Raw genomic sequence first — 26068 nt, 5'->3', positions numbered from 1 at the left:
GTGTTGGCCGCGGAACGACTAGCACTGAGCGACCCCACCCCGATCCAACTGCCGATACCCGATCGCCTCCGCCACATGCGCCGTCGCGATGTCCTGCGCATGGCCCAGATCCGCCAATGTCCGCGCCACCCGCAGGATGCGATGCATCGAGCGCGCTGACAGCTGCAACCGCTCCACTGCATCCTCCAGCAGTTGCTGATCCTCCCGTGACAGCCGGCAGTGCTCGCTCAGCTCGAACGGCAGCAGCTGTGCATTGGCCTTGCCACTTCGCAGCAACTGCACTTCCCGCGCGGCCACCACACGGGCGCGAACACTCGCGCTGTCCTCGCCAAGCGGCGCGTCATCGCGCAGCTCGCGCGGGTCCAGCCGCGGCACTTCCACATGCAGGTCGATGCGGTCCATCAATGGCCCGGAGACACGCCCGCGGTAGCGACGGATGACCTCTTCGGTGCAGAGACAGCGCCCGCTGCGATCCCCGGCCCAGCCACAGGGGCAGGGGTTCATCGCCGCAACGAGCTGAAACCGCGCAGGAAAACGCTCGGTACGCGCAGCGCGGCTGACGACGGCAACCCCGGATTCGATCGGCTCGCGCATGACCTCCAGCGCGTGTCGACTCCACTCCGGGAGTTCATCCAGGAACAAGACGCCGTTGTGCGCCAGCGATATCTCGCCAGGGCGAGGATGCGAGCCGCCCCCGATAAGCGCGACCGCGCTGGCTGTGTGGTGCGGCGCTCTGTAGGGCCGCTGTCTCCAGCGCCCCGCATCAAGGCCCTGGCCACTGCAGGAGGCGATGGTGGCCGCTTCCAGGGCCTCCAGCTCGCTGGCGGCGGGCAGGATGCCGGGCAGGCGCGAGGCCAGCAGGGTCTTGCCGCAGCCGGGCGTGCCGAGCAGCAACAGGTGATGCCCGCCGGCCGCCGCCACCTCCAGCGCCCGGCGCGCCTGCAGCTGGCCGCGCACGTCGCGCAGGTCGGGAGTGCCGGCCGGGAGTGGGTCAGCCGCCACGGCAGGTGGCAGCGTGCCGCTCTCAAGGGCGCTGCAGACCGCCAGCAGGGTGCGGGCGACGCGTACGTCGGCGTGCTGGGCCAGCGCGGCTTCCTCGCTGTTCGCGGCGGCCACGATGAGGCTGCGACCGTCCCGGGCGGCAGCGATCGCCGCAGGCAGGACGCCGTCGACACCGCGCAGTTCGCCGGTCAGGGCCAGTTCGCCGAGGAACTCGTACTTGTCCAAGGACTGCGCATCGATCTGGCCACTGGCGGCGAGAATGCCCAGCGCGATGGCCAGATCGAATCGCCCACCCTCCTTGGGCAGATCGGCCGGGGCCAGGTTGATGGTGATGCGCCGCTGCGGAAACTCGAAGCGTGCGCAGATCAGGGCGGCGCGCACGCGGTCGCGCGATTCCCGCACGGCGGCGGCCGGCAGCCCCACGATCTGGGTATGCGGCAACCCGCCGGACAGGAATACCTCGATCCTTACGGCCGGCGCTTTGACGCCGGCACGGGCACGGCTGTGCACCAGTGCAAGGCTCATGCGGTTGTTTCCGGGGTCTGCGGCATGCCAAGCACAATGGCAGCACACGGAGCACCTGACCCATCAGCACTTGCCGCGCCGTGGGGTAGGCAAGCACCGCCCCCGTGTCCGGCACTGCCGCTAGACTGGATGCCCCCACGCACTACGCCGTCGAACACCATGGATATGCACCACCGCTCCGGCCCCATCGAACTGGTCGCCATCGACATGGACGGGACCCTGCTCGACCCCGCGCACACGCTCACGCCCCGGGTGATGCAGGCCATCGCCCGCGCCCGCGCGCAGGGCGTCCAGGTGGTGCTGGCCAGCGGCCGTCCGGTGTCGGGGATGGCGCCGTTCCTGCAGCAGTTGGGGATCGAGAGCGAGCAGGACTATTGCATCGCCTGCAATGGCGCCGTGGTGCAGAACATCGGCAGCGGCCAGCGCGTCATCGAGTTTCCGCTGAGTTTCGAGGACTTCGTGTTCTGTGAGCGGATCTCACGCGAGCTCGGTATCCACTTCCAGGCGCTCGATGGCCGCCGCATGTACACGCCCAACCAGGACATCAGTATCTACACCGTGGCCGATTCGCACCTGTCGAACGTGCCGCTGTCGTATCGCCGGGTGGCGGACATGGACCCGGCGATGCAGTTCATCAAACTGATGATGATCGACGAGCCGGAGGTACTGGATGCCGCCATCCAGCGCCTGCCGTCGGAACTGACCGACCGTTTCGCGGTGCTCAAGAGCGCGCCGTTCTTCCTGGAAGTGTTCGATCACCGCGCCGGCAAGGGCCCGAGCCTGGAGAAGCTGGCCGCGCACCTCGGCGTGGACCGCGCCAACGTGATGGCGGTGGGCGATCAGGAGAACGACCTGACCATGCTGCAGTTCGCCGGCACCAGCGTCGCCATGGGCAACGCGATTCCGGCGGTCAAGCAGACGGCGCGCTTCGAGACGGCGAGCAACGCCGAGGATGGCGTTGCGTTGGCGATCGAGCGGTTCGTGCTGCAGGACGTGTAACGCGCGTTATCCCCTCGCGCGGCTGCGGCGACGCTTCGCGCTCGACCAGGGCAACGCCATCATCAGTGCAAACACCAGCAGGGTCGGCAGGGTGAAGACCCACATTTCTCCACCACTGATGCCCGTACCGATGGCGAGCAGGCCGTACCCGCCCAGCTCCAGCGCGGCAATGGACGTGGTGTTGTGCGCGAGCAATGGGAGGCAGGCGATGAACGGGGCAGGCAGCGCGCCGTGGCCACCGACAACCAGTGTCGGTGCGAGCAGTCCAGCCAGCACGGAGAAGACGACGCGGTAGGCGCTGCGGCCAAACGCGCCGTCGATCCGGATGAAGCGCATCAGGTACATGGCGACGATCACTGCCACGAGGCTGGTACCGGCGATAGCCAGCATCTGGGAACCTTGTTCACTCATTCGGACGTCCTTGTCGCATCGTGGATGGAGGGCAGCCGCTGCCGCCTCCGCAGATCCTGGCGTTGCCTCACTCGCGAGGCGCAGCCGCCCCACGCGCTTCCAGCTCGGCCACCACCTTCTCCAGCGCCTCCAGCTTCTCGCGGGTCCGCAGCAGCACGGCACGCTGCACGTCGAATTCCTCGCGGGTCACCAGGTCCAGCTTGCCCAGCCCGGCCTGCAGCGCGGTCTTGAAGGTGGCCTGCAGTTCTTCGCGCGACTGGCGCAGGCCCGGGGGGACCATGTCGCTCAGGCGGCGGGCGAGGTCATCGAGGTGGTTGAGGTCGATCATGCTGCGGCTCCGCGGGGTATGTGCCAAGGATAAGCCGCCACGCTGCCGGCGGCACGGACTGCGCGCATCGCGTTCACCGGCGGACAGGCGTTATCCTCGCAGCCTGGAACACAGGAGTGCAGACGGATGAAGATGGTCATGGCGGTGGTCAAGCCGTTCAAGCTCGACGACGTGCGCGAAGCGCTGGCCGAGCGCGGCGTCACCGGGATCACGGTCACCGAGGTCAAGGGCTTCGGGCGGCAGAAGGGCCACACCGAGCTCTACCGCGGGGCGGAGTATGTGGTCGATTTCCTGCCCAAGGTGAAGATCGAAGTGGCGGTCGTCGACAATCAGGTCGAAGAGGTGGTGGAAGCCATCGTCAAAGCCGCCGGCACCGGCAAGATCGGTGACGGCAAGGTCTTCGTGTACGACCTGGGCAGCGTGGTGCGCATCCGCACCGGTGAGCTGGACGCCGACGCGCTGTAACGCGCGCCGGCTTTCCCGGGGGCACCCGCGATCAGGCGTGGCCCTTGAACCAGCGGTAGAAGCGCTTCCAGGCCACGCGCACGCCGGCCACCCAGCGCGGGTCGGCCACCTGGGCCGCCTCGGAAGCGCTGGGGCGCTCGCCGGTCAGGCGCTGGCGCATCTTCAGCAGGTTCTTCATGTCGCTGCGGCGCAGCTGGCGCGAGACCGGGTGCACCGGCAGCCAGCGCGGGCTGCGCCAGGCCGAGGTGAAATCGACCAGCACCGGCACGCCACCGCTGACCATCACGTTGGTGCCGTGCAGATCGTTGTGGGTGATGCCGGCGGCGTGCAGGCGGGTGAGCGCGTACTGCAGTTGCTCGAAGACCTCGATGCCGACCGACTGGGCCGCGCTCAGGGTCTGGCCGGGAATGAACTCCATGCCCAGCGCGAGGCCGCCGATGGTGCCGAGCAGGGCCGGGGCGTGCTTCCAGCCGCTCAGGCGCTGCAGGATGCGCGCTTCGCGGCGGACCAGCAGGCGGGCGATCGGCGACAGCGGGGTGCCGCGATACCGGGTGTAATCCTTGACCACCGCGGGCTGGCCATTGAGGCAGGTGCGGTAGACGTCGGGTTCCAAGAGGCGTTCACCGCGCTTGAGCAGCTCGGCGGGGGCGGTGTCATCGACACACGGGGCAACAATTGTGTTCATAGGGGTCTGTGCGACCCGGCGGTCGGCGCAATGCGTCAGGCGTACCGGTGCTGCTTACTGTGGGGAACTAAAGATTTCGTTAATTTTAGTACTCGCCAGTACACGAATCCAGATGATGTCGGAGAAATGTCGTAGCCCAGCGTGGAACAGTTCGTCACGCTGAAGCGGACAATCTTGTATCGCTTGGAAGAATTTCGTTTTCAATCAGCCGGTTGGCTGCCATTGCTGGAGAGTGCAGGGCAGGCACGGCTGCCGTGCGCCCCGTGCAGGGGGCCATTCGACGGACCTCAGGCGCTCCGCGCGCCCGCCTGCTCCCAGCGCAGGCAAGCACCCGCAGCCTTCCGCTGGGGGGGCCGTTGAGCCACGCCGCGCTGAACATCGCTCAGCCCATGCTTGACCGCGACGCAGGCGCTGCCGACCATATGCTGTTGCTCGCGACATCGGCGGCCGCCCCTCTCCGGCACGTCCCCGCCTTCTGCCGCCCTTTCGATGCCGGTCGCTACCGTGCATCGCCCCCACCATTTCGGGTCCGGCCATGCCGGAGGAAGACTGATGATCAAGATCGTGCTGGCAGGGCTGTTCATCGCCTGCGTGCTGTACATCCATTACCGCGGCAAGGTGCGCGCGCGCTGGTCGCGCCAGCTGCTGGACCACTCCAGCTTCATGGCCCCGATCAACGTGATCATGTACGCGTTCTCGAAGGTGCCGACCACGCCGTTCCTCGACCCGGCCAAGGAATTCCCGCAGCTCGAGCCGCTGCGCCAGAACTGGCAGATGATCCGCGACGAAGCGCTGGCCCTGCGCGATGCGGACAAGATCGCCGCCTCCAGTACCTTCAACGATGCCGGCTTCAACTCGTTCTTCCGCCGCGGCTGGAAGCGCTTCTACCTGAAGTGGTACGGCCCGTCGCACCCGTCGGCCAAGGCGCTGTGCCCGAAGACCACCGCGCTGCTGGAATCGCTGCCGGACGTGCGCGCGGCGATGTTCGCCCAGCTGCCCTCCGGCAGCGAACTGCGCCCGCACCGGGATCCCTTCGCCGGCTCGCTGCGCCTGCACCTGGGCCTGGCCACGCCGAACGACGACGCCTGCTATATCGAAGTGGACGGCATCCGCAAGAGCTGGCGCGATGGCGAGTGGATGATGTTCGATGAGACCTACATCCACCACGCACACAACGAAACACCGGACGACCGCGTGATCCTGTTCTGCGATATCGCCCGCCCGCTGCGCTTCGGCCTGCCGGGCCTGTTCAACCGCGCGGTGGCCTCCACGCTGCTGGCCGGTGGTGCTTCGCCGAACCTGCCGGGTGACCCGACCGGTGGCGTCAACAAGGCCTTCGGCAGCGTCTACAAGGTGCGCCTGAAGGCCAAGGCGCTGCGCGAGCGCAGCGTGGTCGCCTACCAGGTGATCAAGTGGGGCCTGGTGGTGGCGGTGATCGCGGGGATCTGGGCGATCTGAGGCCTTGGTTTCATGAGGTTGCCGGCCAGCGGCCGGCACTACCGTAAACGCAAAAAACCCGCGCTGTCGCCAGCGCGGGTTTTTTGTTTGTCCGCATGCATCGCGGTTTCAGGGCGCACCGACCAACGGTCGGTGCCTACGCCTTCATTGCCGGGGCCGGCCGATCAACACCCGGGCCGAAGGCGACCGGTAGAGCCGACCGTTGGTCGGCTGGCCGCGCGAAGCGCGGCAACGATCGAAACCGACGCTTAACGCATCAGCCCTTCAGGGCTGAAGCCACGAACGGCGGGGTCACCAGCACGCCGGTGTGCAGCGCGGCGGTGTAGTACAGCGTATCGAACGACTTGGCGGCCGAATCGGCCTGGCGGAAATCGAAGCTGCTCTCGCCCTTGCGGGCCAGGGTCACGCTCCACCAGCCGGTCGGGTAGCACGGCTGCGGGAACGGCAGGGTCTTGAACGAACCGAAGCCGGCCTTGCCCATCTCGGCGCGCATTTCGTTGATCAGGTCCAGCTGCATCAGCGGCGATTCGGACTGCTGCACCAGGATGCCGTCGTCCTTCAGGGCCTTGAAGCAGCTCTCGTAGAACGCCTTGTTGAACAGGCCTTCGCCCGGGCCGACCGGATCGGTCGAGTCCACGATCACCACGTCCACGCTGCCGGCCGGGCAGTTGGCCATGTAGGCCACGCCGTCGTCGAACATCAGCTCGGCGCGCGGATCGTCGTTGGAATCGCACAGTTCCGGGAAATGCTTGCGGGCCATCACGGTGACCTGCTCGTCGATGTCGCACTGGGTCACGCTCTCCACGCCTTCGTGCTTGAGCACTTCGCGCAGGGTGCCGCAGTCGCCGCCGCCGATGATCACCACGCGCTTGGGCGCGGCATGGGTGAACAGCACCGGGTGGCTGATCATCTCGTGGTAGAAGAAGTTGTCCTTGCTGGTCAACATGATGGCGCCATCGATGGTCATCAGGTTGCCCCAATCGGTGGTCGCGAAGATCTCGATCTTCTGGAACGGCGACTGCACTTCATCCAGCTTGCCGGTCAGGCGGTAGCCGATGGCCGAGCCGGTGCGCTCGAAGTGTTCGATGTACCAGTTGTTGTTGTCAGTCATGGAATAGCAGTCCTGTTCGGATGGGTGTTGGAGCCGGGCTGGCGGCGGTGCCGCGTGGCGCAAGCCACGTCCGGACGGGTTGGCCCGTTCAGGTTTCAAGCCTGAGCACGGGCGCGGGCGCGCATGATAACGGAGCTGTCGCCACATAGGCGTTATCATGCACCCCCTTTTTTACCAACCAGGCCCACTGAAATGACCGATTGGTCCCTCGACCAAGCCCGCAAGACCTACTCGATTCCGCATTGGGCGGATGGTTACTTCGACGTGGATCAGGCAGGACACATGGTGGTGAGACCGACTGGCCAGGACGGCCCGGTGGTGTCCTTGCCCAAGATCGTGGATGCCGCCCGCGAGGCCGGCGCCAAGCTGCCGCTGCTGGTGCGCTTCCCGGACATCCTGGGCCAGCGCCTGGGCAAGCTGCAGGCCGCGTTCGCGCAGGCGCAGACCGACTGGGACTACCCGGGCGGCTACACCGCCGTGTACCCGATCAAGGTCAACCAGCACCGTGGCGTGGCCGGCACTCTGGCCAGTCACCACGGCGAGGGCTTCGGGCTGGAAGCGGGCAGCAAGCCCGAGTTGATGGCCGTGCTGGCGCTGTCGCGCCCGGGCGGGCTGATCGTCTGCAATGGCTACAAGGACCGCGAGTACATCCGCCTGGCCCTGATCGGCCGCAAGCTGGGCCTGCAGACCTTCATCGTGATCGAGAAGCCTTCCGAGCTGAAGCTGGTGCTGGAGGAATCCAAGGCGCTGGACGTCAAGCCGGGCCTGGGCGTGCGCATGCGCCTGGCCTCGCTGGGCGCGGGCAAGTGGCAGAACAGCGGCGGCGACAAGGCCAAGTTCGGCCTCTCGCCGCGCCAGCTGCTGGACCTGTGGAAGTCGCTGCGCGATACCGAATACGCCGATTGCCTGAGCCTGCTGCATTTCCACATGGGCTCGCAGATCTCCAACGTGCGCGACATCGCCAATGGCATGCGCGAAGCCACCCGCTACTTCGTGGAGCTCTCGCGCCTGGGCGCGAAGATCACCCACGTGGACGTCGGCGGTGGCCTGGGCGTGGATTACGAAGGCACCCGCTCGCGCAGCTTCTGCTCGATCAATTACGGCCTGAACTCCTACGCCAGCAACATCGTGCAGCCGCTGGCCAATGCCTGCGAGGAGCACGGCCTGACCCCGCCGCGGATCGTCACCGAGTGCGGCCGCGCGATGACCGCGCACCACGCGGTGCTGATCGCCAACGTCTCGGAGGTGGAAGAGGCGCAGGAAGGCCGCGTGCCGGACCAGCACGACGACGAGCCGGCGGCGATCCGCCACCTGCGCGAGATCCACGCCGAGCTCGACGAGCGCCCGGCGGTGGAGCTGTTCCAGGAAGCGCAGCACTTCCATGCCGAAGGCCTGTCCAGCTATGCGCTGGGCCAGATCGACCTGCCGCAGCGCGCCCGTATCGACGATCTGTTCTACGCCATCGCCCATGCCGTGCGTGCCCGCCTGAGCTATGACGAAAAGAGCCATCGCCCGGCGCTGGACGAGTTGAACGAACGTCTTGTCGACAAATACTTCGTCAACTTCAGCGTGTTCGAATCGATTCCGGATGCCTGGGCGATCGACCAGGTGTTCCCGATCGTGCCGATCGAGCGCCTGAACGAGCAGCCCGAGCGCCGCGGCATCATCGCGGACATGACCTGCGATTCGGACGGCATGGTGAAAACCTATGTCGAGAACGAGAGCCTGGATACCTCGCTGCCGCTGCATGCGCTGAAGTCCGGGGAGAGCTACCGCATCGCGTTCTTCATGGTGGGCGCATACCAGGAAATCCTCGGCGATATCCACAACCTGTTCGGTGATACCGACGCGGTGGAAGTGCTGGCCGATGCCGATGGCTACGCGATCACCCAGCAGCGCCGCGGTGATACCACCGATGTGATGCTGGACTACGTGGGCTACAGCCTGGCCGATCTGCGCGCCAGCTATGCCGAGCGCGTGGCGGCGGCGAAGCTCTCGCCCGAGCGCGCGCAGGAACTGGCCGAGGCACTGGAAGCCGGTCTGACCGGCTACACGTACCTGTCCGACGAGCCCCTGGCGTAAGCCGGTGGCGACGGGTGATGGCCTTCGGGCCTCACCCGGTCGTCGGTAGCGTCGGTCACGGCCCGTCGGTTCCTTCAAGGCACCTGGAAACCCCATGAGCGCCCGCGCGATCTTTCATCTGTTCCTGCATGCGGCCGTACCAGCGGTGCTGGCGTGGATGTTCTGGCGCAAGCGTTTCATGTCCGCCTGGGTGCTGATGCTGCTGGGCTGGATCATCGATCTGGACCACCTGCTGGCCGACCCGATCTACGCCCCGAACCGCTGCAGCATCGGTTTCCATCCATTGCACACGGCGCCAGCGATCGCGGTATACGCGGGGTTGTGTGTGCCGAAGAAGACGCGGCTGTTCGGTATCGGTCTGATCATCCACATCGTGCTGGATGCCATTGATTGCTGGTGGATGCACGCCGGCAGGTGAATCCACGCTACGCGTGGATCTCGTGCAGCCTCCGATCCGCTACGCATGACCGGTAGTGCCGGCCGCTGGCCGGCACCACGCAGGGTCGGGGAGCCGGCCAGCGGCCGGCACTACCAACGGCACAAGCAATGCCGTCAGCGAGGGCAGCTCTTACCCTGCCGGCAACGTCAACGTCGCCTGCAACCCCGGCGCGCCATTGGCCAGCACCAGCGTTCCACCGTAACTCTCGGCAATGTCGGCCACGATCGACAATCCCAGCCCACTCCCGGCCGCGCGCTCATCCAGCCGCACGCCGCGTTCCAGCACGTGCTGCAGCTGCTCCGCGGGAAGCCCGGGACCGTCATCACTCACCGTGATGCGCAGCTGACCCTCCCGTGGTGCCACCTCCACGCGCACTGCGTGACTGGCCCACTTGCCCGCATTGTCGAGCAGGTTGCCCAGCATCTCTTCCAGATCCTCGCGCGCACCGGCGAATACCCCCGTGGTGTCGCTGTCGCACGTAAAACGCAGCCCACGCGCGGCATGCACGCGCTGCATCAGCCCGCACAGCGCACTCACCACCGGCGCCACCGGCGTGCGCTGCTGGCTGTCGGCGCCCAGGCCTGCAGCGAGGTAACGATCGATGCTGGCCTGCATGCGCGCGGTCTCGCTGCGCAGGGTCTGGCGCCAGTCGCTGCCGTCGCCCTCGGCCTCGGTGGTGAGCACGGTCAGCGGCGTCTTCAGCGCGTGCGCCAGGTCTTCGGCGCTGCGGCGTGCGCGTACCACCATGCGCTGATGATGGTCGAGCAGCGCGTTGAGCTGGCCGGCCAGCGGCGCGACTTCTTTCACCAGGCCCTGCTGCGGGAAGCGCACGTTCTCGCCGTTGCGGACCTGCCCGGCAATGCGGCCCAGTTCGGCCAGCGGCCGCAGGCCGTAATGCACCTGGGTCACCAGTACGCCGAACCACACAGCGATGAGCACGGCCAGCGCGAGCGCGGTGCGTTGCCGGAAACTGGCGACCTGGGCATCCAACGGGCTGCGGTCGGTGGCGACCATCACGATCACCGGCGCGGCGGCGCGGGGCAGGGTGACCTGCTGGGCCAGCACGCGCAGGGATTGCTGCAGCGGGCCGGGAGCATCGAAGGCCTGCGCCGGACCCGGTCGCAGTGCGCTTGGCGCGGCCAGCGAGCCGTCCCACAGCGAGCGCGATTGCCCGAGCGGGCGGCCTTGTTGGTCCAGCACCTGCCAGTAGTCGCCGGAGAACACGCGGCGGTAGCGCTCGTCAGCCAGCGTGTCGCGCCACTGCAGCTGGCCGTTGGCATCGCTTTCGGCCAGTGCCAGCACCGCGATCAGATCGTTGCCCAGGCGCTCATCCATCGCGGTCCGCGCTGAACGCTCGAACATCGCGCCCAGCCACCAGGTCGCCAAGGCCGACACCAGCACCAGGCCCAGGCCACCGGCCACCAGCAGGCGGGTGCGCAGCGAGCCGGTGGTCATGGCGTTGCCGAGAGGCGGAAGCCCTGGCCGCGATGCGTGTGGATCAGCTCGCTGCCGAGCTTGCGGCGGATGCGGCCGATCAGCACATCCAGCGTGTTGGAGTCTGGATCGAAGCCGTCTTCGTAGACGTTCTCGCCCAGCCGGGAGCGGCTCAACACGGTATCAGGGTGATGCATGAAGTAGCTGAGGATGCGGTGCTCCTGCGCGCTGAGTGCCAGCGGCGCGCCGTCCAGCTCGAAGCGGCCGGCGTTGACGTCCAGCACCAGCGGGCCGCACTGCAGGCGCGGATGCGCGTGGCCGGCACTGCGGCGGATCAGGGCGCGCAGGCGCAGCAGCAGTTCTTCGGGCTGGAAGGGTTTGGTCAGGTAGTCATCGGCGCCGGCATCGAAGCCGGCCAGTTTGTCGTGCCAGCGGGCGCGGGCGGTCAGCACCAGCACCGGGAAATCGCGCCCGGCCTGGCGCCAGCGTTCGATCACGCTCAGCCCGTCCAGGCCCGGCAGGCCCAGATCGACCACGGCCGCGGCGATGTCCTGGATCTGCCCCTGGTACTCGGCATCCCGCCCCTCCGCACTGTGGATGACCACGTAGCCGGCCTCTTCCAGCAGCGTCTGCAGCCGGCTGGCGAGCAGGGCGTCATCTTCGGCAAGCAGCACGCGCATCAGTCTTTTTCCATTTTCAGCAGGCGGCCGGTGGCGGCATCGTAATCCAGCTCCATCACCACGCCATCCGGGCCGAGGATCTCGACCTCGTATTTCCCGTCATCCAGTTCCACCTCGATCAGCTTGCCGGGGTAGCGACGCAGCGCATCGGCGACCACCTGTTCCAGCGGCACGAAGCGGCCCTGCCGCACCGCCTGGCGCACGCTGTCCTGCTGGCGGCTGCCACCGTCGAGCACCCGCATTGGGTCCTGCGGGGCGAGGGTCAGCAGCAGGGGCAGCATCAGGGACAGGGCAGACATGCGGGCACGCAGGCGAAGGGCAGGCCACCGGTATACCGGGGCGGTCTAAACAGTATCTAACAGTCGCCCTCATGGTCTGGTTAGGCGCGGTGGCCAGACTGGCGGCGCCGGAATGGACCGGTGCCCCCTCAAGGATTCCCATGAAGACGATGATTGCCGCTACCGCCCTGGCCGCTGCGCTGTTCGCCACCCCGGCCTTTGCCGCCAACCTGTCGGCCGCCCAGGTCCAGGCCAAGCTGAGCGCGGCCGGCTATACCCAGGTGCATGAGCTGGAGCACGACGATGGCGTGTGGGAAGCGGACGTGACCCGCAAGGACGGCACGGTCGATGAAGTGATCATCGATGACACCCAGGGCGAGATCTTCGATCCGCGCGATGGCCGCGCCGTGCTGGACGCCGGGCAGATCCTGGCGCTGGCGGGCAAGGCCGGGCTGACGCAGATCGAATCGATCGAGCGCGATGGCGCGACCTGGACCCTGGATGCGCACAACGCCCGCAACCAGCGCGTGGAAGTGCGCATGAGTGGCTACGATGGCCGCGTGCTCGCCAGCAAGCGCGATGGCTGGTGGGACTGATCCGGCCGCGCCACCGCGCGCTGGATGTACGAACGGCCGGGTTTCCCCGGCCGTCCGCGTCATTGCCTGGGGGCTGCAGCGCTTACCAGCGCGCCGGGTAATCCCAGTAGCCCGGGCCACGGTCGTAACCGCCATAACCCCCGAAGCCGTCATAGCCATACGGACCGAAGAAGCCGGGGCCCTTGCCCTCGCTCACCCGGATATTGACGTTGACGTTGCGGGTGTTGCCCTCGTCCGTGGTGTAGTTCTTGCTCAGATTGAGCTCGGCTGCGTTGTAATGGCTGTTGCCGTAATTCTCGGAATAGCCGATGCCGGTGGTGAAGCTGCCGTTGACCCGCAGCTTGTCATCGGTCACGTGGGCGATGCCGTTGGCGGCCCGCTCGGTGGAGCGCCGGCCGGTGCGGTCGCCGTAGAAGGTGCCGGGCGGGTCGCCGCGCAGCGATTGATCGCTCAGGTACTGCAGCGGGGCGTCCGGGATGCTCAGGTCCAGCCCGGTCGAGGACTGCGGGCCGGTGGCGCCTGCGGCAGACTGGGCCAGCGCCACACCGGGCAGGGACAGGCACAGCAGCAGGGGAAGCAGGCGGGTCATGAGAGGCTCCGGAGCAGACAGGCGGGACGGCCGACAGCGCTGACGCTAGCAGCCGTAGTTTGAATGATGCCTGTCATGGCGTGCGTTGCAAGGGGAACTCAGCGCAACCGGTCAAATCCGAACAGCGTGGACAGCGGATGCCGGCGGCGTTCGATCCGCGCCCGCAGCAGTCCGGCGCCGATCATGGAGTAGGTGATCCCGTTGCCGCCGTAGGCCATCGCGAACAGTACCCGTGGCCCCCATTGCGGGTGGGGGCCGAAGAACGGCAGGCCATCGTGGGTCTCGGCGAAGGTGCCGCCCCAGGAGAAGGCCGGCTGCAGTGGCAGGTGCGGGAACAGTTTGGCGGTCTTCCTGAGCAGCGTGACGGTCTTGCTCTCCACCCGCCGGTCGCGCCGCGCCGGGAGATCGATGGCGTCATCCTCACCGCCGATCAGCAGCCGGTTGTCGCCAGTACTGCGCAGATAGAGATAGGGGCGCGCCGATTCCCAGGCCATGGTCCCGCGCAGCGGGCCCAGCAGGTCCGGGTGGATCGGATCGGTGATGAAGGCATAGCTGCTGCGGTTGCGGGCCACCGAGGGCTTCAACCAGCGCTGCCCGGCATAGCCAGTGGCCAGCACCACGTGGCGGGCACGGATGCGCGCGCCGCCCAGCGTGGTCGCGGTGACGCCACGCGGGGTCGGGGTGAGCGTATCGAGCACGGTGCGGTCGTAGACGCCACAGCCGCGCGTGTGCAGCCGCATCAGCAGCCGGTAGGTGAGCCGGTAGGGGTCGATGCGTGCGGCGAGCGCACTGAGGATCGCGCCCGGTGCGCGGATGCCGTACTCGGCCTGGACCGCCTCGCTGTCCAGCCAGCGCACATCGAAGCCGTGCTTGGCACGCAGTGCGCACTCTTCGGCCAGTACCGCCTGGTGCCCGCGCTTGCTCGCGTAGTACAGGCTGGCCATGCGCTGGCAGTCCACATCGCGGAACGGCGCGGCCACCTTGCAGATGGCCGGGATCGCCTCGGCACAGGCCTGATAGGCCAGCACCGCCGCGTCCTCGCCGTAGCGTTGGGCCAGGTCGATCAGGTGCGTGTCAATCTCATACTGCAGCAACGCAGTGCTGGCGGCGGTGCTGCCCCAGCCGATGTCGCGCTGTTCGATCAGCGCCACATCATGGCCGTGCGCGCACAGCTCGTCCGCAATCAGCGCGCCACTGATGCCGCCGCCGACGACCAGCACCTCGCAGTTGAGATCCTTCTCCAACGGGGGAAATGCATGCATCAGGCCGTTGCGCACGGCCCAGAACGGATACCCGCTCTTCAGATCCATGGCAGCCTCAGGCGGTGGGGTGGCCGGTGTGCGGGGTCTGGATCAGCTCGGTCAGGTCGAAGCCCTGCAGCCGTGCCTGGGCCAGGTAGTGCTCCTGCGTGGTGCGGTCGAGTGTGGGGGTGCGCGCCAGCAGCCAGAGGAACTTGCGGTCCGGGCTGCCGACCAGCGAGACGCTGTAATCCGGTGCGATCTGAATCACCCAGTAGTCGCCCTTGGTAAACGGCAGCCAGCGCAGGCCCTTGGGCAGGAAGCTGACCTCCAGCCGCGCGGTGTCGTTATCGACCGGGCAGGCCTCACCGTCGGCTTGCTCGATCTCGTTGCCCATGCGGCAGCGGTTGACCACGGCGACGTGGCCGTTGTCTTTCAGGCTGTAATGCGCGGACACATCGGTGCAGCCTTCCGGCTCGTGCTTCATCGGCAGGCGGGCGATCTCGTACCAGGTGCCCAGGTATCGCGGCAGCTTCAGGTCGGGAACGGTTTTCAGGTCGGGATGTGGGGTCATGGGCAACGGCTGGTGGGAATGCGATTCCACGATGCCGCGGCTGCTGCCACGGCCGGGTGAAGCCGGGGCGAGTGCGGCGTCGAGAACGGTGCGTTGCCGATGCGTCATGCTCCGACCGCCTGGGCGGCGCTATGCTGGGCCGGAGCGCCATCAGCGCTTCTTTCAACAGCGATGGAGATGCGGATGTACCAGGTGATTCTGCTCAAGAGCGAAACCGGCGTTGCCCGCCAGCAGCGCGAGACCGCCGACGATGTGCTCGACCACGAGGGGGTGACCTACACCCTGCGCGCCGGGCCGCGGCAGCCGTTGCCGACCGATCACGCCTGGGATGAGATCGCGGTCTACGCGCCCGAGGAGATCACCGAGGAAGAGTTCCAGGACTGGTATGCCCGCCTGCAGCCGCAGGTCGAGGAGCTCCGCCTGAAGTACTGAGCGCCCGCATACCTGTTCTGAACGGGGCCCGGTTTATAGTCGCGGGCAGGCGCGGTGGTCCGCGCGAACCGTTGGTGCTGGCGTGTCGCTTCGTCATTCTTCGTTTGTGGTGCGGTCGCTGGGCTGGCTGCTGTTGTTCACCTGGCTCGGCGCCGCGCCGGTCGCGCTCGGGCAGGCCACGGATCCGCCCCCGGATCCGGCCAAACAACTGATCCAGGCCGAAAAAGAGCTGCGCGCCACCAGTGACGCGCTGGAGGATGCGGGCACCACTGAAACCCTGAAGGCGCTGTCCGACCGCGCCCTGGCCGTCCAGCGCGATGCCGACGGCCTGCAGAGCGCCCTCGACCCGCAGCGTCAGCAGGTGGATGCGCGGCTCGAGCAGCTTGGCCAGGTCGCCGAAGGCACCGTCGAGCCGCCGGAAGTGAGCCGGCAGCGCAAGGCGCTGAACCAGCAGAAGGCTGACATCACCGCGCAGATCGCCCGCGCCAAGCTGCTCTCAGTGGATGCCAGGCAGCTCGGCGAGCGCATCGAGAAGATGCGGGTCACCCAGTTCAGCGAACAGCTGAGCCGCAAGGTCGCCTCGCCGCTGTCACCTGCGCTGTGGCGCAGCTTCGCCAAGGATGTGCCGGACGATGTGCACCGCCTGGCCATTCTTTACCGCCTGGGCGAAGACGCGGCCCGCAAAGCCATTGCCAAGCATGGCTGGAACGCGCCCTTGATCGGCCTGGCGGTCGCACTGGTGCTGTTCTTCCCGTTGCGGCTGTGGCTGCGCGCGCTGGGGCGCCGCTTTGCCGCCTCCGAGCGTGCACCCGATGGACGCCTGCGCCGCTCCGGCCTGGCGGTATGGCTGCTGCTGGTCGGCACGCTGTTGCCGGGCCTGGCGGCGGTGGCCCTGGTGGAATCGCTGGACGCGATCGGCGCGATCCCGCCGCGCCTGCAGCAGGTGGCCGAGACCTTCGAGGTAGCCACCTTCGTGGCCGCCTTCATCGCTGCGCTCAGTGCCTGTCTGCTGGTCCCCAAGCGCCCGTCGTGGCGGCTGCTGTCGCTGGATGACAGCGCGGCGTTGCGCCTGCGCAAGTACGCCTGGGGCGCGGCCGGCCTGACCTGGCTGAGCATCATGCTGGTCGCCCTCGACCGTGCAGCCCGCACCAGCGAGGTGACCACGGTGGCCGCCGATGGGTTGATGGCGCTGACCTACCTGGGGCTGATCATCGCGATCCTGACCTCGCTGGCGCGCATGCACAACCGTCAGGCGGCCGAAGCCGCCGAGGCCGAAGCACGGGCCGATCCCCGCGCTGGTGGTGATGGCAAGGTGCGGGGGGCGCCTCGCCGCAGTGGCTGGATCGTGCTGGCGCGCCTGGTCGGCCACATCGCCGTGGCCGCGGCGGTGATCGCCACACTGCTGGGGTATCTCAACTTCGCGCTGTTCGTGGCCCAGCAGCTGGTCTGGGTCGCGGTGGTGTTCATGGCGGTCTCGCTGCTGCTCAAGTTTGCCGATGACCTGGCCACCTGGGTGCTCGCGCCCAGCAGCCGCGCCGGACAGACCATCGTATTGACCACCGGGCTCAGCGAGGCGCGGGTGGAGCAGGCCGGCGTGCTGCTCTCGGCGGTGCTGCGGGTCGGTGTGATCGTGCTTGGCCTGCTGGCGCTGGCGGCACCGTTCGGCAATCTCAACGCCTTCCTCGGTGGGCTGGATTCGCTGTCCGGCGGGCTGAAGATCGGTGAGACCACGCTCAGGCCGAGCACCGTGATGTACGCGGTGCTGGTGTTCCTGGTGGTGTGGGCGGTGATGCAGGCGTTCCAACGCTGGCTCAGCGATACCTACCTGCCCAAGACCGAACTGGACGCCGGCGCACGCAACTCGATCAGCACCGTGACCCGCTACCTCGGCATCATCGCCGCGGTGTTGTGGGGCTTGACCGCGCTGGGCATCGGCTTCGAGAAGCTGGCGCTGGTGGTCAGCGCACTCTCGGTCGGTATCGGTTTCGGTCTGCAGGCGATCACCCAGAACTTCGTCTCGGGCCTGATCTTGCTGGCCGAGCGGCCGGTCAAGATCGGTGACTGGGTCAAGCTGGGCGACCAGGAAGGCGACATCAAGCGGATCAGCGTGCGTTCGACCGAGATCCAGGTCGGCGACAAGTCCACCTTGATCGTGCCCAATTCCGAGCTGATCACCAAGACCATCCGCAACATGACGATGGGCAACGCGCAGGGCCGGATCCAGATCCAGTTCTCGGTGCCGTTGAACACCGATGTGGCGGCGTTGCGGCAGATCCTGCTGGATGCCTACACCGATCACCCGGGCGTGCTGAGCGACCCGGCACCGTCGGTGTTCATCGATTCGATCGCCAATGGGCAGATCGCGATCAACAGCTTCGCCTACGTGTCAGGCCCGCGTGCGGTGTACGGCGCGCGCAGCGAGCTGTACTTCACGATGCTGCAGACGTTTGCCGCCGCCGGGATCGCGTTGTCCTCGCCGACGGATATCCATCTGGTGCGGGATCCGGCGGCGCCTGACCCGCACGCGTAAGCGCAACCGATGACGGACGGATGCCGACCGATGGTCGGTACCGTCCCGATGCAGGTAGTGCCGGCCGCTGGCCGGCAGATAGACGATGCAGAAAGAACCGGGAGCCGGCCAGCGGCCGGCACTACCGATAGGGACAGCCGACGGTCGCCGAGGCCGGCCGGGTTACCTCATCAGCCGCGGTTGCCGCGGCGCGACGGCACCAGCGCGAAGGTATCCACGGCCAGCTTCTCGGCGTGGTTCAACCAGGCGCGCACTTCCAGATCATCGACCTCGTGGTCCAGGCCGAAGCTCAGGTTGATGCGACCCTCGGCATCCGGCTGTACCCACTGCTGGGCGACCACCACCTTGCGCTGCGAGGAGACCGCTTCGATCCAGAAGCCGCGGTCGGGTGACTGCTTGGTCACCAGCTGCACCATGTACTGGCCGGCGCGGGTGCGGCGGCCCTTCTGGGTGATCATGTGCGCCTGGCGGATGCTCGGGCGCGGGCCGTTGAACGGATCCAGCGGGCCATCCACCGCCACGCCACCGCGCAGCTGGTCATCGCGGAACAGCTTGATGCCCTTGTCCTGGTTGACCAGCATCGCGCACCAGTCGCCATCGGCCGAGCCATCCTCGAACGCGGTGCAGCGATCCACGTAGGCCAGCGTATTGGACGGATCGGCCAGATCGAACTGCTTGGAGGTGTTCTCCAGGTAGACCGATTTCAGATCCCAATGCTTGTCGTACTCCAGCAGCACCGGCGGCTGCACATGCTGCAGGCCGATCACCACCTGGTTGTCGTCATCGATGCGTAGCTGGCGGGTCTTGTCGCCCAGCCACAGCGAGCGCGAGAACGCCAGGTAACGCGGGTAGTCCTTGCCGTTGTCGCGGAACACCGCCGCACTCGCACTGTCCGAACGTTCCGGGTGCAGCAGCGAGCGGCCGAAGCCGATCGAATCGATGGCCGGATCGATCAGGCTCAGCAGGGTGGCGCCCGAATCCAGCGTCGAGCCGGCCGGCGCGGTCAGCTGGCGCGGGGCGATGTCCTTGCCCAGGAACAGCAGCAGATTCTCGCGGTCCTGCTTGGCGAGGATGTGGCTGAGATCATTCGGCATGGCCAGGTGATCGGAAGCGATCACGATCAGGGTGTCTTCGCCGTACGGGCTGGCCTGGATACGGTCGACCAGCTTGGCGATCAGCCCGTCGGTGCACTTGAGCGCATTGAGCATGCCGATGTTGCCGTGCTCGCTCTGGTAGCGGGTGCCTTTGCAGGCCACGGGCAGGTGACCGGCCGGGTGATGGGTGTCCATGGTCAGCGTGGTCAGCATGAACGGCTCGCCCTTGCGCGAGAGCTGCACGAAGCGGTCGTATGCCTTGTCCAGCAGCACATCGTCATGCACGCCCCACGGCGAGAAGTGCGCGCGGGTGATCTTCTGCTGCTTGAACCAGGCCAGGTCGTCGACGGTATCGAAGCCATGCGTGGCCAGGAACTGGCCCTTGCCGGCGAACTGGCCGTTGGCCCCGCCCAGATAGTGATTGGTGTAGCCCTGCTGCTTGAGGTAATCGCCCAGGCAGACCGCTTCAGGCAGGAAGCTGCCCATGCGGCCCATGCTGTTCTCGTCTTCCTTGGCGGTGGTCAACGGCACGCCGCACATCGAGGAGACCAGCCCGGCGATGGTCCAGCCACCGCCCTCGGCCGAGACCAGCCCGCGCACATCCAGCGACTGCGCGGCCAGCCGGTTGATGTTGGGCATCAGGTCCGGGAAGGTGGTTTCATTGAGATAGGTGCGTTCCAGGCTTTCGCCGTAGATCCACACGATGTTGCGCGGCTTGGTCAGCGGCTGCTGTGGCACCCGGTACTCGGCCTTGACCATGCTGTAGTCGACCGGGCGCATCTGCTGGTACAGGCGCTGACCATCGCTGTAGAGCGGGCTGACCACGATCGCGACGAACCACATCGCCATGAAGCCGGCGAACACGGCCTTGCCATGTGCGGGGCGATCCCGACGACGGAAGCGCGCCAGCAGCAGCGGGGACAACGAGAGCAGGGCCAGTGCGATGAAGCCGGCGATGTAGTGCTTGAAATCGGCGATGCCGGCGCCTTCCATGTCCGCACCGAGGTGGTACAGGGTGGCGGCATTGAGACCATCACCGGACAACTTGTTGATCAACCACCACGCACTGAGGGTCAGCAGCAGCAATGACATCAGGCTTGCCTTCCACCACACCCATGTGTCAGATGCGAGGAACAGCCAGGCGAGCAGCAACAGAGACAGCAGCAGGATCCAGAGCATAAGCACTTTTGGCAGTGGAGACAGGTGGTGATGGACGTCATGACGACGTATGTCCCATCCGACCGGCTGTCCCAACCACACATGCATGACAAGCCGATGACTCGATCATGCCTGCACGAACCTGACTGAAATGTTTGTTGAAAACGACATTCCGACACACGCATCGCACTGCGATATGCGACGTAAAACACACGTGAAGACATGCGCACGATGCTGCAGTGCATCGTGCGTTCTCCGCGGTGTTTTCCGTTGGGTCTGAATGCGTGGTACGCGCGACAGGTGCGTCAGCGGTGCCCGCGTTCTTCCTTCGAGCGCGCACGACGATCGAAAATCAACGCACTGAGGATGATGCCCAATCCCAGGAACACACCGATCAACATCAAGGTGAATGCGATGGCTGGATAGCCGAACAGATGCCAGCCGGTATCGACCTTCATCATCATCGCCGCAGCAAGAATCAGGGCGGCGGTGACGATGCCGGCAGAGACGCGGTTGGCGATCTTCTGCAGGTTTTCCATCAGGCGTGATTCTTCCAGCCCGGTGACCTTCATCTGCAGGCGGTTCTCGGCGAGCAGCGCGAGGATGTCGGTCATCTTGCGCGGCCCATCGCGCAGCAGCTGCTGCATCTCCATCGCCTCGCTGGCGAGATTGGCGGCGGACAGTGATTTCTTCAGGCGTGCGCGCATCACGTGCTGCAGCTGCTTCTCCACGATGCGGCGCGTATCCAGGTCCGGTGACAGCAGCCGGCACACGGTTTCCAGATTCAGCAGCGCCTTGCCGAGCAGGCTCAGCTCCGGCGGGGTGCGCAGGCCACTGGCGGTGGCGATGCGGACCAGGTCCAACACCACGCGGCCCTCGGAGAAGCTGCTGTTGGCGGCATATCGCGCGATGATCTGCCCGGTCTCGCGCAGATAGCGTTCCTCATCGAAGAACTCCAGCCGTGTGCTGATGCCGATGATTTCATCGGCGACTTCTTCGCCGCGCCCATCCACCGCCGCGAACAGCAGTTTCAACAAGCGCTCGCGCAGGCGTGGCGGCATGTGCGCGACCATCCCCAGGTCGAAAATCGCCAGGCGACCGGCCGGCGTGACGCGTAGATTGCCAGGATGCGGATCGGCGTGGATCTCGCCGTGCACGAAGATCTGGTCGACATAGCCACGGATCAATGCCGCAGCGAGCGGCGCCATCGGCTGCTCGGTGCGGCGCACATCGGGGATCATGTCCACGCGAACGCCCTGGGCCAGCTCCATGGTCAACACGCGGTGGCTGCAGTAATCCCAGATCGGCTGCGGCACCCACAGTGGTTTGAACGGCTTGAGGTGCTGGCCGAAGCGCTGAAGGTTCTCGGCCTCAGCCTGGTAGTCGAGCTCCTGCATCAGGGTTTTGGCGAACTCATTGAGCCAGTCGCGCAGGCGCACGCGGCGGCCGACCTGGGTGAGGTGGTCAGCGGCCAGCGCGAAGCTGCGCAGCACCTCCAGATCCGAGCGCAGCTGCGCGGCGACCTCCGGCTTCTGCACCTTGACTGCCACCTGGCGGCCATCGTGCAGCTCGGCGCGGTGCACCTGGGCGATCGAGGCGCAGCCCAGTGGCACCGGGTCGAAGCTGGCGAACAGCTTGGATACCGACGCGCCCAGTTCCTTTTCGATGATCGCCGCAACGCGCTCGACCGGGATCGGCGCGACGTTCTCCTGCATGCGCTCCAGGGCCGTGGCGAACTCCACCGGCACCATGTCCGGGCGGGTGGAAAGCATCTGCCCCAGCTTGACAAAGGTCGGCCCCAGCGATTCCAGGTCGGTGACGAACTGCTCCGGGTTGCCCTCCGGTGGCACATCGTGGACCGCGCCTGCGTCCAGGTTCATGCCGGAAAACACGCCGGAATTACGGTAGCGCAACAGCAGGCGCAGAATCTGGCTGCGGCGGTTCATGCCCTTGACCAGCGACGGCGAACCGGGGACGACGGGCGTGGTATTCAAGCAGGACTCCGGGGCGACGATCACCGGCAGTGTGGCCGGGTGGCAGTGGTGGGCCGGTGAATCCGCCCCCGCTACCGCGACAGGGGCCGGATCGGTCAGAATCGGCGCTCCCGCTTCCTCCTTTGGATCCACCATGGCCGGTGCCAGTCTGTTCGCGTTGCTCGATGACATTGCGTCCCTGCTGGACGATGTGTCGGTGCTGACCAAGGTGGCGGCGAAGAAGACCGCCGGCGTGCTCGGCGACGACCTCGCGCTGAACGCGCAGCAGGTGACCGGCGTCAGCGCCAACCGTGAGCTGCCGGTGGTGTGGGCGGTGGCCAAGGGCTCGCTGGTCAACAAGGCGATCCTGGTGCCGGCCGCGTTGGCGATCAGCGCCTGGCTGCCCTGGGCGATCACCCCGCTGATGATGATCGGTGGCGCCTTCCTCTGCTACGAGGGCGTGGAGAAGCTGGCGCACCGCTTCCTGCATTCGCGCGATGAGGACGAGCAGCGCAAGGCCGAGCGGGCCAAGGCCCTGGCCGACGAGAAGGTGGACATGGTCGCGTGGGAGAAGGACAAGGTGAAGGGCGCGATCCGCACCGACTTCATTCTGTCGGCCGAGATCATCGTGCTGTCGCTGGGCGTGGTCTCCAGCGCGCCGTTCCTCAACCAGGTCAGCGCGCTGGTGGTGATCGCGCTGGCGATGACGGTGTTTGTCTACGGCCTGGTCGCCGGCATCGTCAAGCTGGACGATCTGGGCCTGTACCTGTCGCGCAAGGGCGCGGCGCTGGCGGCGGTCGGCCGGGGCCTGCTGGTGGCCGCACCGTGGCTGATGAAGTTCCTCTCGGTGGCCGGTACCGCAGCGATGTTCCTGGTCGGTGGCGGCATCCTGGTGCACAGCATCGCGCCGCTGCACCACGCCATTCTGGCAATGGGCGGCGATGGCAGCTGGGGCTGGTTGATCAACGCGCTGGGCAACGTGATCGTCGGCGTGGTGATCGGCGCGGTGGTCCTGGCGGCGGTGACCGGGTTCCAGAAGCTGCGCGGGGCCAAGCCCGCGCACTGAGGGGCGACCCCATCAGGCCGGCTCCCAGCCGCGCAGGGCCTCCAGCTCGGCGTGTGCGTGGGCCAGCCGGCGGCCGGACAGCGCATCGATCACGCGCTGCAGCCACGGCGAGGCCGGTGCGCGCTGGGCCCAGCGGCGGGCAAGGATCAAGGCGGCCAGCATGGCCAGCGTCCCCGCGCCCAGCGAGGCGAGCAGCCACGGCGCGGCAAAGGCGCCCAGATCCACGCCCCAGGCCTGCCAGGCCACCAGCACCGGCACGGCCAACCATAGCCAGCACCACGGCAGGCCGAGCAGCAGCTCGGTCAGCGCGGTGTGGCGACGCAGCGCGGCCAGCTGCTGCGATTGCGCCAGCACCGTCTGCGTCGGCTGCAACTGCCGGCGGCGATGCAGGCGGGTGATGCTGGCGATGATCACCGCGATGCAATAGGCATGCAGCGCCAACGCGCTGAGCATCACCGCCAACGGAGGTTGCTGCCACCACTGGCTGCCGCAGTACACCGCCACGGCCAGCCAGACCACCAGTTGCAGCCCCTGCCACAGGCTGAAGAGGCCGAGCTGGCGTTGAACGCTGCGTTGCCGATGGCTGCGCCACGCTTCCAGCGCGAAGGTTTCCTGCGCATCGGTGGGGGTGCCGACGCTGTTCCACAGGTGCTTGAGGTCATCCGGTTGCATGGCGGGGCTCTCAGTCGGTGGGGTTCAGGCGCGTGCGCAGTTGCTGGCGCAGGCGGTGCAGGCGGGTGGAGACGTTGGCGACGCTGATGCCCAGCACCTCGGCGATCTGCCGGTGGTCGTGATCGTCCAGGTGCAGCAGCATCAGGGCACGGTCCAGTGGCGGCAGCGCATGGATGGCCACCTCCAGCTGATGCAGGGCATGGCGTTGCTCGGGGGGTGCACGGTCGTCCGCGGCGGGCAGGTCGTCGTCCAGCGCGGCGTGGTGGCGCTGCCGATGCTGCTGCCGGCGCCATTGCGAGATCGCCACGTTGAGCGCAAGCCGGTACAGCCAGGTCGAGAAGCGCGCCCGCGCCGGGTCGAATTCCTCGAATGCCGCCCATGCCTGCACGCTGATCTCCTGGACCAGATCGAGCCGATCCTCAGGGTGGCGGCAATAGCCGCGCGCCACCTTCAGCACGATGCCGCGGTGCTGCTCCAGCAGCGCGGCGAAGCGCGGGCGCAGATCAATGTCGGTAGCGGGCCGTGTCATGTCCATACCCGGGTGATTCGCGCCGGTGCGCGGAATATCACAGGCGCGGGCTCAGCGCGGTGGCTCGGCCGCCAGTACGCGGTTCTTGCCGGCCCGCTTGGCCGCATACAGCGACGCATCGGCACGCCGCAGCAGCGTCTCGGCTGGTTCGCCCGGCTGCCATTGCGCCAGCCCGGCGCTGAAATGCACCGGCACGCGCTGTTCGTCCAACGGCAGCGGCCGCTGCGCCAACGAACGCTGCAGCCGAAGCAGGGTGGACATGCTGTCCGCTGCAGGTGTTTCCGGCAGCAGCAGGACGAACTCATCGCCGCCGAGCCGGGCGATGGCATCGCTGCTGCGCAGGTGCAGCTGGCAGACGGTCACCAGGTGGCGAAGCACCGCATCGCCACCGGCATGGCCATGCAGGGTATTGGTCTGATGGAAATCGTCCAGGTCCAGCAGGGCCAGCGCCAGCGGATGGCCGTGGCGGGCGGCACGCGCCAGTTCGCGCTCCAGCAGCTCATCCAGACCGCGGCGGTTGAGCGCACCGGTCAGCGGATCGGTCCGGATCAACCCGGAGACCTCGCGCAGCTCCTGCTCCAGCTCGGCGATGCGCTGTTCGGCCTGTTCCACTTCACGGCGTGCATTGCCCAGGTGGTCGCGCGCCTGCAGGGCCTGATCCTGCACCCGGCCGGTGTCCTGCAGCACGTCCTGCAGCAACTGGTTGAGGTCGGCGATGCTGCGCGCTTCCTTCAGGGCCAGCGCGTAGCTGCTGATCCGGTCATGGTATTCGCCCGTGCTCACCGCCATGCCGTCCAGGCGCTCGATGAAGCCCCCCATGACGTTCTTCATCGCCGCCTTGGATTCGACGATGCCCTGCTTGAGCAGCCCCTGCTTGTAGATCACCTCGCGCAGGTTGGCACGCGCCTGTTCGACCGAATCGCGATCCAGCGGGCCGCCGATCAGCGAACGCACCGCGTGGACTTGGCCGTGCAGCCAGCTGCTGTCATCCAGCAGCTCGCTGATGTTGTCCAACAGCAGATCGAACAGACTCAGCAGCAGCTCCTGCTGTTCCTGCCAGCCATCGCTGCGCACGCCGATCTGGTGCGAGAGCTCGCGCAGCCGTTGTTCGATCGGCTGCAGCGGCTGGCCGGGATGCCAGTGGCGCAGTTCACCGGCCAGCTGCACCGGCTCCTCGCGCAGTTCGGGCATGTTCTGCAGCAGGCTGGCCACGGTCACCCCGACGGTATGCCGCAGCAGCTCGCGCAGGCGCAGGCTGTCGGGCTGGCCATCCGGGGTCTCCTGTTCGATGGTGCGGATGTACTTGTCGATCAGCTGGCGCATCGCGCGGCCATAGCTGACCCAATCCGCGCTGCGCTGCGCCGACTGCAGGCGCAGGCCCATGTCGCCCAGCTCGCCGGGCAGGGTGGACATGCCATTGGCGAACGCGGCCAGCAGCGGCTCGGGCGCATCGATGCCGGCGAACAACCGTTGCAGCATCGCGCTGCTGCCCCCCTTGGGGCCGGGCGCCGGCTCGCTGGCGGCCTCCACCCCTGTGCCCACGCTCTGCCGCCGCGACAGCAGCCGCCCGACGGCGGTGCCGGGGCTGGGGGGAGCGTCGTGCGGGTCCGTCATGCGGCAGATCCTTGCAGGGCACGGCCGGAGCCGGAGCGGTGGAGAGGTGGGAACAGTATCGGCGCAGTGGGGCCGGCCTTGAACCGGTCATGCATGGCAGGATGGT

The 26068-nt window shown here is 67.1% G+C and carries 24 protein-coding genes and 1 pseudogene; 9 read left to right on the top strand and 16 right to left on the bottom strand.

Annotation, left to right across the window (positions count from 1 at the left end; all coding sequences use genetic code 11):
* Positions 1 to 18: 18 nt before the first annotated feature.
* Complete coding sequence (locus BCL79_RS10715; RefSeq protein WP_121040702.1) at positions 19 to 1527, bottom strand: YifB family Mg chelatase-like AAA ATPase; 1509 nt, start codon at positions 1525 to 1527, stop codon at positions 19 to 21.
* 159 nt (positions 1528 to 1686) lie between these two features.
* On the opposite strand from BCL79_RS10715, the gene yidA reads away from it, so the two are divergent.
* Positions 1687 to 2526, top strand: coding sequence for a sugar-phosphatase (gene yidA, locus BCL79_RS10710; RefSeq protein ID WP_121040700.1), 840 nt, complete (start codon positions 1687 to 1689; stop codon positions 2524 to 2526).
* A 6-nt stretch (positions 2527 to 2532) separates the two neighbouring features.
* Here yidA and BCL79_RS10705 read toward each other — a convergent pair whose 3' ends face one another.
* Positions 2533 to 2916, bottom strand: coding sequence for a hypothetical protein (locus BCL79_RS10705; protein WP_147433885.1), 384 nt, complete (start codon positions 2914 to 2916; stop codon positions 2533 to 2535).
* A gap of 88 nt (positions 2917 to 3004) precedes the next feature.
* A complete protein-coding gene (ubiK, locus tag BCL79_RS10700) occupies positions 3005 to 3265 on the bottom strand; it encodes a ubiquinone biosynthesis accessory factor UbiK (RefSeq protein ID WP_121040696.1) in 261 nt (86 codons plus the stop codon).
* Positions 3266 to 3391: 126 nt separating this feature from the next.
* Here ubiK and BCL79_RS10695 point away from each other — a divergent pair, with 126 nt between their 5' ends.
* Positions 3392 to 3730 (top strand): P-II family nitrogen regulator, encoded by a 339-nt coding sequence (locus BCL79_RS10695; protein ID WP_070472404.1) that lies wholly within the window; start codon positions 3392 to 3394, stop codon positions 3728 to 3730.
* A 31-nt stretch (positions 3731 to 3761) separates the two neighbouring features.
* Here BCL79_RS10695 and BCL79_RS10690 read toward each other — a convergent pair whose 3' ends face one another.
* Positions 3762 to 4415: an RIO1 family regulatory kinase/ATPase gene (locus BCL79_RS10690; protein ID WP_121040694.1), complete on the bottom strand. Its 654-nt coding sequence runs from the start codon at positions 4413 to 4415 to the stop codon at positions 3762 to 3764.
* A gap of 552 nt (positions 4416 to 4967) precedes the next feature.
* Here BCL79_RS10690 and BCL79_RS10685 point away from each other — a divergent pair.
* On the top strand, positions 4968 to 5873 hold the full coding sequence (locus BCL79_RS10685; RefSeq protein WP_183073721.1) for an aspartyl/asparaginyl beta-hydroxylase domain-containing protein: 906 nt from the start codon (positions 4968 to 4970) through the stop codon (positions 5871 to 5873).
* Positions 5874 to 6129: 256 nt separating this feature from the next.
* Here the strand turns inward: BCL79_RS10685 and speE are convergent, their stop codons facing one another.
* Positions 6130 to 6984, bottom strand: a complete 855-nt coding sequence (speE, locus tag BCL79_RS10680) for a polyamine aminopropyltransferase (RefSeq protein WP_121040692.1) — start codon at positions 6982 to 6984, stop codon at positions 6130 to 6132.
* Between the two features lie 192 nt (positions 6985 to 7176).
* Here speE and speA point away from each other — a divergent pair, with 192 nt between their 5' ends.
* Positions 7177 to 9066, top strand: a complete 1890-nt coding sequence (speA, locus tag BCL79_RS10675) for an arginine decarboxylase (RefSeq protein WP_121040690.1) — start codon at positions 7177 to 7179, stop codon at positions 9064 to 9066.
* A 94-nt stretch (positions 9067 to 9160) separates the two neighbouring features.
* The gene (locus BCL79_RS10670) at positions 9161 to 9484 is read left to right on the top strand and encodes a DUF6122 family protein (protein WP_121040688.1); all 324 of its coding nucleotides are present in this window, start codon (positions 9161 to 9163) and stop codon (positions 9482 to 9484) included.
* Between the two features lie 150 nt (positions 9485 to 9634).
* Here BCL79_RS10670 and BCL79_RS10665 read toward each other — a convergent pair whose 3' ends face one another.
* Genes BCL79_RS10665 through BCL79_RS10655 form a run of 3 tightly spaced genes read right to left on the bottom strand, consistent with a single transcriptional unit; the run spans position 9635 to position 11918 of the window.
* Entirely contained in the window at positions 9635 to 10960 is a 1326-nt protein-coding gene (locus BCL79_RS10665; protein WP_121040686.1) for a sensor histidine kinase, read from the bottom strand.
* Positions 10957 to 11619 carry a response regulator transcription factor gene (locus BCL79_RS10660; protein WP_121040684.1) on the bottom strand — a complete coding sequence of 221 codons (663 nt, stop codon included), beginning with the start codon at positions 11617 to 11619 and terminating at the stop codon, positions 10957 to 10959. The genes BCL79_RS10665 and BCL79_RS10660 overlap by 4 nt, the downstream gene beginning before the upstream one ends.
* Complete coding sequence (locus BCL79_RS10655) at positions 11619 to 11918, bottom strand: PepSY domain-containing protein (RefSeq protein WP_121040682.1); 300 nt, start codon at positions 11916 to 11918, stop codon at positions 11619 to 11621. Before BCL79_RS10655 ends, BCL79_RS10660 begins: the two co-directional genes overlap by 1 nt.
* Before the next feature lie 140 nt (positions 11919 to 12058).
* Here BCL79_RS10655 and BCL79_RS10650 point away from each other — a divergent pair, with 140 nt between their 5' ends.
* Entirely contained in the window at positions 12059 to 12493 is a 435-nt protein-coding gene (locus tag BCL79_RS10650; protein WP_121040680.1) for a PepSY domain-containing protein, read from the top strand.
* Positions 12494 to 12575: 82 nt separating this feature from the next.
* Here BCL79_RS10650 and BCL79_RS10645 read toward each other — a convergent pair whose 3' ends face one another.
* The 3 genes from BCL79_RS10645 to BCL79_RS10635 form a co-directional block, all read right to left on the bottom strand.
* Positions 12576 to 13082: a hypothetical protein gene (locus BCL79_RS10645; protein ID WP_121040678.1), complete on the bottom strand. Its 507-nt coding sequence runs from the start codon at positions 13080 to 13082 to the stop codon at positions 12576 to 12578.
* A gap of 98 nt (positions 13083 to 13180) precedes the next feature.
* Entirely contained in the window at positions 13181 to 14392 is a 1212-nt protein-coding gene (locus tag BCL79_RS10640; RefSeq protein WP_121040676.1) for an NAD(P)/FAD-dependent oxidoreductase, read from the bottom strand.
* Between the two features lie 7 nt (positions 14393 to 14399).
* On the bottom strand, positions 14400 to 14894 hold the full coding sequence (locus BCL79_RS10635; protein WP_121041318.1) for a lipocalin family protein: 495 nt from the start codon (positions 14892 to 14894) through the stop codon (positions 14400 to 14402).
* Positions 14895 to 15077: 183 nt separating this feature from the next.
* Here BCL79_RS10635 and BCL79_RS10630 point away from each other — a divergent pair, with 183 nt between their 5' ends.
* Together BCL79_RS10630 and BCL79_RS10625 are read left to right on the top strand one after the other, a co-directional pair.
* Positions 15078 to 15326 carry a hypothetical protein gene (locus BCL79_RS10630; RefSeq protein WP_121040674.1) on the top strand — a complete coding sequence of 83 codons (249 nt, stop codon included), beginning with the start codon at positions 15078 to 15080 and terminating at the stop codon, positions 15324 to 15326.
* Positions 15327 to 15408: 82 nt separating this feature from the next.
* Positions 15409 to 17856 (top strand): DUF3772 domain-containing protein, encoded by a 2448-nt coding sequence (locus BCL79_RS10625; RefSeq protein WP_183073720.1) that lies wholly within the window; start codon positions 15409 to 15411, stop codon positions 17854 to 17856.
* 170 nt (positions 17857 to 18026) lie between these two features.
* On the opposite strand, the gene BCL79_RS10620 is transcribed toward BCL79_RS10625, so the two are convergent.
* Together BCL79_RS10620 and BCL79_RS10615 are read right to left on the bottom strand one after the other, a co-directional pair.
* On the bottom strand, positions 18027 to 20129 hold the full coding sequence (locus BCL79_RS10620) for a phosphoglycerol transferase I (RefSeq protein ID WP_121040670.1): 2103 nt from the start codon (positions 20127 to 20129) through the stop codon (positions 18027 to 18029).
* 284 nt (positions 20130 to 20413) lie between these two features.
* A pseudogene (locus BCL79_RS10615) lies at positions 20414 to 22057 on the bottom strand (ABC1 kinase family protein); the annotation flags it as partial.
* 178 nt (positions 22058 to 22235) lie between these two features.
* Between BCL79_RS10615 and BCL79_RS10610 the strand changes: the two are divergent.
* The gene (locus BCL79_RS10610) at positions 22236 to 23147 is read left to right on the top strand and encodes a DUF808 domain-containing protein (protein WP_121040668.1); all 912 of its coding nucleotides are present in this window, start codon (positions 22236 to 22238) and stop codon (positions 23145 to 23147) included.
* A gap of 12 nt (positions 23148 to 23159) precedes the next feature.
* Here the strand turns inward: BCL79_RS10610 and BCL79_RS10605 are convergent, their stop codons facing one another.
* From BCL79_RS10605 to BCL79_RS10595, 3 genes are read right to left on the bottom strand one after another with little or no spacing between them, the layout of a single operon-like run.
* Positions 23160 to 23819: a hypothetical protein gene (locus BCL79_RS10605; protein WP_121040666.1), complete on the bottom strand. Its 660-nt coding sequence runs from the start codon at positions 23817 to 23819 to the stop codon at positions 23160 to 23162.
* Between the two features lie 10 nt (positions 23820 to 23829).
* Positions 23830 to 24354 (bottom strand): RNA polymerase sigma factor, encoded by a 525-nt coding sequence (locus tag BCL79_RS10600; RefSeq protein WP_121040664.1) that lies wholly within the window; start codon positions 24352 to 24354, stop codon positions 23830 to 23832.
* A 45-nt stretch (positions 24355 to 24399) separates the two neighbouring features.
* Complete coding sequence (locus tag BCL79_RS10595) at positions 24400 to 25962, bottom strand: GGDEF domain-containing protein (RefSeq protein WP_121040662.1); 1563 nt, start codon at positions 25960 to 25962, stop codon at positions 24400 to 24402.
* Positions 25963 to 26068: the final 106 nt, after the last annotated feature.

It is taken from the genome of Stenotrophomonas rhizophila (assembly GCF_003651185.1).
Lineage (GTDB): Bacteria > Pseudomonadota > Gammaproteobacteria > Xanthomonadales > Xanthomonadaceae > Stenotrophomonas > Stenotrophomonas maltophilia_Z.
Note: the sequence above shows the minus strand (reverse complement) of the source record. Positions and strands in the feature narration are given on the sequence as shown.